9 protein-coding genes and 1 pseudogene are annotated in these 7878 nt (G+C 61.6%); 8 read left to right on the top strand and 2 right to left on the bottom strand.

The features are described from left to right. Both Q0M35_RS15685 and Q0M35_RS15680 read left to right on the top strand, forming a co-directional pair. Positions 1 to 453, top strand: a 453-nt coding sequence (locus Q0M35_RS15685) for a hypothetical protein (RefSeq protein ID WP_295316961.1), incomplete at its 5' end; no start/stop codon positions are given. Continuing rightward, positions 450 to 641 carry a hypothetical protein gene (locus Q0M35_RS15680; protein WP_295316960.1) on the top strand — a complete coding sequence of 64 codons (192 nt, stop codon included), beginning with the start codon at positions 450 to 452 and terminating at the stop codon, positions 639 to 641. The genes Q0M35_RS15685 and Q0M35_RS15680, both read left to right, overlap by 4 nt. A 164-nt stretch (positions 642 to 805) precedes the next feature. On the opposite strand, the gene Q0M35_RS15675 is transcribed toward Q0M35_RS15680, so the two are convergent. Beyond that, positions 806 to 2050: a sarcosine oxidase subunit beta family protein gene (locus Q0M35_RS15675; protein WP_295316958.1), complete on the bottom strand. Its 1245-nt coding sequence runs from the start codon at positions 2048 to 2050 to the stop codon at positions 806 to 808. A 226-nt stretch (positions 2051 to 2276) separates the two neighbouring features. On the opposite strand from Q0M35_RS15675, the gene ccmI reads away from it, so the two are divergent. The 4 genes from ccmI to Q0M35_RS15655 all read left to right on the top strand — a co-directional run bounded on the left by ccmI (position 2277) and on the right by Q0M35_RS15655 (position 5732). Continuing rightward, complete coding sequence (ccmI, locus tag Q0M35_RS15670) at positions 2277 to 3506, top strand: c-type cytochrome biogenesis protein CcmI (protein ID WP_295316956.1); 1230 nt, start codon at positions 2277 to 2279, stop codon at positions 3504 to 3506. Then, the gene (ruvX, locus tag Q0M35_RS15665) at positions 3503 to 3994 is read left to right on the top strand and encodes a Holliday junction resolvase RuvX (protein ID WP_295316954.1); all 492 of its coding nucleotides are present in this window, start codon (positions 3503 to 3505) and stop codon (positions 3992 to 3994) included. Before ccmI ends, ruvX begins: the two co-directional genes overlap by 4 nt. Beyond that, positions 3991 to 4221 carry a DUF1289 domain-containing protein gene (locus tag Q0M35_RS15660; protein WP_295316952.1) on the top strand — a complete coding sequence of 77 codons (231 nt, stop codon included), beginning with the start codon at positions 3991 to 3993 and terminating at the stop codon, positions 4219 to 4221. Before ruvX ends, Q0M35_RS15660 begins: the two co-directional genes overlap by 4 nt. 179 nt (positions 4222 to 4400) lie before the next feature. Next, positions 4401 to 5732, top strand: coding sequence for a hypothetical protein (locus Q0M35_RS15655; RefSeq protein ID WP_295316950.1), 1332 nt, complete (start codon positions 4401 to 4403; stop codon positions 5730 to 5732). 15 nt (positions 5733 to 5747) lie between these two features. On the opposite strand, the gene Q0M35_RS15650 is transcribed toward Q0M35_RS15655, so the two are convergent. Beyond that, entirely contained in the window at positions 5748 to 6653 is a 906-nt protein-coding gene (locus tag Q0M35_RS15650) for a LysR family transcriptional regulator (protein ID WP_295316948.1), read from the bottom strand. 88 nt (positions 6654 to 6741) lie between these two features. Here Q0M35_RS15650 and metF point away from each other — a divergent pair, with 88 nt between their 5' ends. Together metF and Q0M35_RS15640 are read left to right on the top strand one after the other, a co-directional pair. Further along, complete coding sequence (metF, locus tag Q0M35_RS15645; RefSeq protein ID WP_295316946.1) at positions 6742 to 7611, top strand: methylenetetrahydrofolate reductase [NAD(P)H]; 870 nt, start codon at positions 6742 to 6744, stop codon at positions 7609 to 7611. 64 nt (positions 7612 to 7675) lie between these two features. Beyond that, positions 7676 to 7878: pseudogene (locus Q0M35_RS15640) on the top strand (PaaI family thioesterase); the annotation flags it as partial.

The following is a 7878-nucleotide window of genomic DNA, read 5'->3' as shown; positions in this document are numbered from 1 at the left end:
GCAGACACAAGAAAGCCCACTCCCCGAAGGACACCAGAAAAACCTGTGAAACATCCGGCGGGCTCACCTGCCCCCGGCTGCACCTTCGACAGCGGCTGCGGCACCGGCCGCTTCACCGGCTTCACCCTCAACGTCGATCTGGACTTCGCCGCGACAGGCACTGCCGTTATCTTCAGGCACACCAACAACGACGACATGAGCACCAACGTTGCGTACCTGTCCGGCATTGCTGGCCGGAGAGGTTTTCGTTGTTGGCGTCTGAGCCGGTACAGTCGCGGTTGTGCGGTCAGCCATTTCGTTTTTCCACGGGAAATAAAGGCCGGTATGCAAAGATACCTGCCAGGGGAACAGCTCCGCAGCGAGACACCAGTTGAAACCTCGCCAAACCCACACGCCCGTGCCATGATGCAGGCAACCGGTCCGCGCAAGGTACCGAAAAAGGAGATGACATGAGCAAGGAAATGATGGCCGTTCTGGCCTTTGGGCTGATCGCCGCTGTTGCCGTTTACATGCTTGTGAAAGAGCGGCGTGGGATTGCTGAGCGCAAGGAGGCCCGCGGAGGGCGCGAGGTCGACGTGAGCGACCTGATCGCTTTTGGCTCTGCGGCAGGAGAAGGCAAAAAAACGAACGGACCCGACTAACCGGGCAAGGCCGCTGCACTGTTTGTCAGCTCCGGCTGCCTGATCGCGTCTGGGCCCCGCGCCCCCCGGCAATGCACGACCCGCAAGGAAAACTGCAAATCCACGCGAGGAGATGGCGCTGCGGTGCCTGGTGATGCACGGAATGGAGATTGCGGATGCTGCCATCAGTGCGCCACACCCGCAGCCACGCTTTCGTCAATGAACCGACCTTCGCGGAACCGCTCCAGTCCGAAAGCATCGGACAGCGGCCCGTGACCTTTTGCGATCAGTTCCGCCATCGCCCAGCCCGATCCGGGTGTGGCCTTGAACCCGCCGGTGCCCCAGCCGCAGTTGATAAACACATTCTCCACCGGCGTCTTGCTCAGGATCGGCGAGCGGTCACCCGTGACATCCACGATCCCGCCCCACTGGCGAAGCATCTTCAGACGGCTCAGCATCGGGAAGGTCTCGATCAGGGCCCGCACCGTCTCCTCGATGTGATGGAAGGAACCGCGTTGCGTATAATTGTTGTACCCGTCGGTGCCGCCACCAATGACCATCTCTCCCTTGTCGGACTGTGACAGATAGCCGTGCACCGTGTTGGCCATGACGACTACATCCATACAGGGCTTGATCGGCTCTGAGACCAGCGCCTGCAGCGCCACACTTTCAATGGGCAGCCGGAAACCCGCGAGCCCCGCCACATGGCCCGAATTGCCCGCCACCACGATGCCGAGCTTGTCGCAGTCAATCGCACCCTTTGTGGTGTCCACGCCGACGACTTTGCCGCCATCGCGGCGCACAGCGGTCACTTCGCACTGCTGGATCACGTCCATGCCCATGTCAGAGCAGGCGCGCGCATAACCCCATGCCACCGCGTCATGGCGCGCCGTGCCGCCCCGCGCCTGCCAGAGCCCGCCCAGTACCGGATAGCGCGGCCCGGCGATATTCATGATCGGCACAAGCTCTTTGACCCGCGTGGGGCTGATCCATTCGGTTTTCACGCCCTGCAGCGCGTTGGCATGGGCCGTGCGCTGATAGCCGCGCACCTCATGATGGGTCTGCGCCAGCATGATCACGCCACGCGGGCTGAACATGACATTGTAATTCAGATCCTGGCTCATCGTCTCATAGAGACTGCGTGATTTCTCATAAAGCGCCGCCGACGGATCCTGCAGGTAATTGCTGCGGATGATCGTGGTGTTGCGCCCCGTGTTGCCGCCGCCCAGCCAGCCTTTCTCAAGGATTGCCACGTTTTTGATCCCGAAACGCTTACCCAGATGGTAAGCTGTCGCCAGCCCGTGCCCGCCGCCGCCGATGATGACGACATCATACTTTTTCTTCGGCTCAGCCTTACGCCATGCGCGTTCCCAGCCGGCATGATACCGTGCAGCCTCGCGCGCAACAGCAAAGACGGAATAACGTTTCATCTTTCAGACCCCCGACCGGGAAAACACATGCCGGATTCGCGCCGGCGCGCCAGTTCTCTACCCTTGTGCGCGAAACGGCGCAGAATTGAAGACCCGGCACGTCACATCCTGACATGTTTACGACACGTGGCGCAATTGCAGCAACGTGTCACATCATCGTGGCCATTTGCCCCTTTTGGTCCGGCGCCGGGACGGCTACATCTGCAGCCATGACAGAGGGGGTGGCATGATATTCTGGATCGTCGCAGGCGGGCTTGCAACCGTGGTCGCGGTGCTGATCACGCTGGCGATGCGCGCGCCGCGCAGAGCGGGTACCGAACCCGCAGCGGCCTATGATCTGCGCGTTTATCGCGACCAGCTGCGCGAGGTCGACAAGGATCTCGCCCGCGGCGTGGTCAGCGAGGCAGATGCCGAAAGGGTGCGTGCCGAGGTTTCGCGCCGCATCCTTGCTGCCGATGCGGCGATTCAGGCGGAACAGGCCGGCGATCATGACAAAAAAGGCGCGCCGCAGATTGTTGCAGTCGTTGCGGCTGTTCTGCTGATCGGTGGCAGTGTCGCGATTTATACGCAGCTCGGCGCACCGGGCTACGGCGATCTGGCGCTTTCTGACCGCATCGCCATGGCCGACGAACGCCGCGCCAGCCGCCCCGCTCAGGAAGCCGCAGAGGCCAGTCTGCCGCGACCGCAGACGCCCGCCAATGCCAGCCCCGACTACATCGCACTCGTGGAACAGTTGCGCGCGACCGTCGCAAACCGGCCCGGCGATGTGCAGGGACAGATATTGCTGGCCCAAAACGAGGCCAACCTCAACAACTTCTCAGCAGCAGCCGACGCACAGCGCGAGGTGATCCGCCTGAAGGGCGATGCCGCAGGTGCCACGGATTACGCGGGGCTGGCCGATATGCTGGTGCTTTCGGCGGGCGGCTATGTCTCGCCCGAAGCCGAGGCCGCGCTGCAGACTGCTCTCAGCCTTGATCCGGGCAACGGTACAGCGCGCTATTATATGGGCCTGATGATGTCGCAGGTCGGACGACCCGATACGGCCTTCCGGATCTGGGACGGACTGCTGCGCGAGGGGCCGGAAGACGCGCCCTGGATCCCGCCGGTGCTGGCACAGATCGAGGAAATGGCGTTTCGCGCCGGGGTGAACTATCAGCTGCCTGAAATCGGCGGCGGCAGAGGGCCGACAGCGGGCGACATCGAAGCCGCAGGCGACATGACACCGGCAGAACGTATGGAGATGATCGGCAATATGGTCTCCGGCCTGTCTGACCGGCTGGCAACCGAAGGCGGACCGGTCGAAGACTGGGCACAGCTGATCACGGCACTCGGCGTGCTGGGACAGACATCCCAGGCTGCTGCCGTCTATGAAAACGCGACGAACGTTTTTGCAGGCGACACCCGCGCGCTTGATCTTCTGCTGCGCGCAGGACAACGCGCGCAGGTGGCGGAATGATCTTCGACGACACCGAAGCCTTTCTGGCCGCCCTGCCCCCGCAGCAGGCGATCGCCGGTCTTGATCTGGGTACGGTGACGATCGGCGTTGCGGTTTCCGATACGTTTTTGTCTGTCGCCACGCCGCTCGAAACCATCCGCCGCCGCAAGTTCACCGAAGACGCCGCCGCATTGCGTATGGTGCTCGACAACCGACGCATCGGCGGACTTGTCCTGGGCCTGCCCCGCAATATGGACGGCTCCGAAGGACCGCGCTGCCAGTCGACACGCGCTTTTGCACGCAACATCGAACGCTTCGACGGGTTTGACATGCCGCTGACGTTCTGGGACGAGCGGCTTTCGACGGTGGCTGCTGAACGGGCATTGCTTGAGGCGGATACGTCGCGCAAACGTCGCGCCGAGGTGATTGATCACGTGGCGGCCGCGTATATTCTGCAGGGAGCGCTGGACCGGATGGCCGTGCTGCGCCGCAACAAGGACAGAGCATGAGCGACGACATCTGGAAACGTGACGAGATCGAAAGCCCCTGCATCAGGATCTGCGTGGTGCACCCCGAGGCACGGCTCTGCACCGGCTGTCTGCGCAGCATCGACGAGATTACGCAATGGTCACGTCTGAGTGTCGAAGCGCGTCGGACAATCATCGCTGAACTGCCCGGGCGCGCCGGTCGGATCACCCGCCGGCGCGGCGGGCGGGCGGCGCGTCTCGCACGCTGACCATTTCCCGGGACTGCAGGTCTGAACGCCGGTTACCGGGCGCCTTTGCGGGCGCCGGAGCCGTCACAGTTTGGTCAACTTCCGGCGATTCGCGACAAATTGTGGCCTTAATACTCCGTTAACCATTTGTGCAAACCAGCTTATCGCGCCCGGAATACGTCTGCGCAAAAGGACTGAATATGTTGAGATACCTGAGGATCGGCACTTCTGCCATCGCCCTGTCTGCCCTTGTTGCAGCACCGGCGGTGGTATTTGTGACTGCCGGTCCCGTCGAGGCTCAGCAGAACAACGGCAATGGAAACGGCAATGCAGGCGGTGCCGGCAACGGCACCAATGGCAACGGAAATGCCTTTGGCCAGGGCGGCAACAGTGCTAACGGCGGTTTCAGTCACGGCGATAACGCCCAGAGTAACAATGGAAATCAGGGAACCGGTAATAACGGCAACGGCAACGGCAACTATGGCAATAACGGTAACAACGGCAACGGAAATGCCTATGGCCACGACAAGGACAGATCATCGCCTTCGACCGGCGGCGGAATCAGGGACGCAGGTGGTGGTAATAATGATGGCGGCGAAGCAGATGCAGGCTTTTCAGCGCCCGATACCGGTTCCGATGACACAGTAAGTGTCTTGCCACGGACCACTGCCCTCGCGCGGGTGCTGGAAACACTTTTCGGCGCGCCCGCACCAGGACCGTACGCGGCAAAAGCAAGCACCACTGCTGAAAACGATACCGGATCGGCACCGCGCACACGCACAGCCCGCATCAGCACCACCCGCGCACCGGCAATCGAGGCAAGCATCAAGCCTGCCGTGCGTCCGACAGTCAAAGGAGCGATGCACCCGGCCAATCTCGGCACAGTGACCGGCGTGATCAATGCCAGCACCAAAGCAAAACTTGACCGGATCGCAACCGGCAATTTCAGCGGACCTGCCGGTCTTGCCGCGGCCCTCGCCATCGCGGACTATACCATGCAGGCTTTGCAGGAAGACCTTGATGTTGCGAAAGAAACACTGGCCCTCGCCGCGGCTTACGATCTGGTCAGGAACGCTCCGTCGGCAACCGAAATCGCCAATGCTCAGGCCTTGCTGGATAATGGCATTGACGACCGCCTTCTGGATGATCAGGCGCGCTCAACCCTCGGGTATCCCGACCTCGGCCCGGCAAATCAGGTGATCAGCAGCGCCCGCGCCAACGGCACCGACCAGCCCGGAACCGCCGAACTGACCCGTGCCGCCGTGGTGGTTAATCAGCTTGTGGATGCACGCACCGCCATTACCCACGCGGAGGAAAAAATCCTGAGCGCCTATTCCGGCGCGCTTGATGCCTCACCTGAGACCGCTGAAAAGGTTATCGAGGCCGTACGGCTTGCAAACCCCAGCCGCGAGCAGATCGAAGAATCCCTGCCCGCTCCTGAAAGCCTGACCGCCGGTAATGAACCGGCACGGCTTTCCCCGGCCGAACGGCGTCTGATCAACAGTCTTGCAGGCCGCTTCGGCAACAGCTGAGCCGCGTTACCGGACTTAGCGGGCCTGCAGTTTGCGCGCCTCTTCACCAGCGAGCCGCAACAGCTGCTGCATATACGCTTTATCCATATCATCCTGTCGGACCGCCGCATACAGCCTGCGGGTAATACCTTTTGCCGTCAGCGGGCGCGTGACGTAATCGGAAGAATACTTCACCTCGCGCACCACCCAGTCCGGCAGAACCGCGACGCCCCGGTTTGAGGCCACCAGCAGCAATATTACCGCAGTGAGCTCAACCTGACGGATCGCTGCCGGCTCGACCTTGGCGGGGATCAGCAGCTGACTGAACACATCCAATCGCGAGCGTTCCACCGGGTAGGTGATCAGCGTTTCACCGCGAAAATCCGCCGCTTCAACGAAAGGCTTCTGAGCCAGAGGATGCTGGCTGGAAGCCACAAAAACCGGTGCATAATCAAAGAGCTCCACAAACTCGACCCCGGGCAGATCTTCAGGGTCGGAAGAGACCACAAGATCGACCTCCTCCTTGAGCAGCGCCGGCAGGGCGTCAAAAGCGAGACCGGGGCGGATATCGACGTCCACATCCGCCCAGGACCGCCGGAATTTCTCCAGAACGGGGAAGAGCCATTCAAAGCAGGCGTGACACTCGATGGCAATGTGCATGCGCCCGGTGCTGCCCGCGCGCAATCCGGTGAACTCATCCTGCAGCGCCTGGACCTGGGGCAACACCTGCTCGGCGAGCCTGAGCAATCGCTGCCCTGCGGGCGACAGCTTCAGCGGTTTGGAGCGGCGTACGAACAGTTCGACCCCGGCCTGATCCTCCAGCCCTTTGATCTGATGACTTAACGCGGATTGCGTGATGTGCAGCAGATCAGCAGCGCGCGCGAGCCCGCCGGCCTCGTGAATGGCCTGAATGGTGCGCAGGTGTCTGAACTCAATATGCATGCCGAACTCATATTAAAGATGAAAGTTATGAATTTGTTTCATCTTTCCGTTCATGGCACAAGATACGAAATCATAAGGATCTGTTCCGATGTCCACACCCGCTGTTTCATTCGAAGTCTTTCCGCCCCGCTCAATCGATGCATCCTTTCGTCTGTGGGAAACGGCGCAGGCGCTGGCCCCGCTGGCCCCGAGGTTTTTCTCAGTGACCTATGGCGCGGGTGGTACAACGCGCGATCTCACACATGACGCCGCCTATACACTGCGCAAATCGTCTGGCCTGCCGGTCGCGGCGCATCTGACCTGCGTGGGCGCCACGCGCGACGAAACCATGGCCACCGCGCGCCGGTTTGCCAAAGCCGGTGTAACCGATCTTGTGGCCCTGCGCGGCGACCCGCCGGAGGGCAGCGACGGCTTTACCGCCCACCCCGACGGCTTTGCAAATTCCGTGGATCTGATCGAAGCGCTTGCTGCCACAAACCTGTTCACGCTGCGCGTCGGCGCCTATCCGGAGAAACATCCCGAAGCTGCAAGCCAGGCAGCCAGCATTGACTGGCTCAAAGCCAAGATCGACGCAGGTGCCGACGAGGCCATCACACAGTTTTTCTTTGAAGCAGAGACCTTTCTGCGCTTTCGCGATGACTGTGCAAAGGCCGGCATTAACGCCCCTGTCACACCCGGCATCCTGCCGGTTACAAACTGGGTCAGCGCCCGCAAATTTGCCGCGCGCTGCGGGACAAGTGTGCCTCTCTGGCTCGATCAGGCCTTTGAGACTGCGATCCGTGATGACCGCCACGACCTGCTGGCCCGCGCGGTCTGCACCGAGATGTGCTCGACCCTCGTGGATGAGGGTGTCGAAAACCTGCATTTCTATACGCTGAACCGGCCGGAGCTGACGCGCGAGGTCTGCCATGCTCTTGGCGTCACCCAGGCGGAGACAGGTGTGCGCGACGTCGCATAGCCCCTTGAGGCTTTGAGAGCCGCGTTCTAACTGTTGGCGGCAACCAACTGCGGAGCGCGCCCCGATGACCTATGCCGCCAGAACGCCTGAAGATCTGACGCCACCTGAGAAAATCCTGACCATGTCAGGGCTGGAGTTTATGCAGAGTGTTCTGGATGACAAAATTGCCGGCGCACCGATCGCGGAAACACTCAACCTGGATCTTCTGGAGGTAGAAGAGGGTCTCGTCGTCTTCTCCGGCACCCCCGGCTTTAACGCGCTGAACCC

It is taken from the genome of Roseobacter sp. (assembly GCF_024639605.1).
Taxonomy (GTDB): domain Bacteria; phylum Pseudomonadota; class Alphaproteobacteria; order Rhodobacterales; family Rhodobacteraceae; genus Roseobacter.
This window is presented reverse-complemented; position numbering and strand designations above follow the sequence as displayed.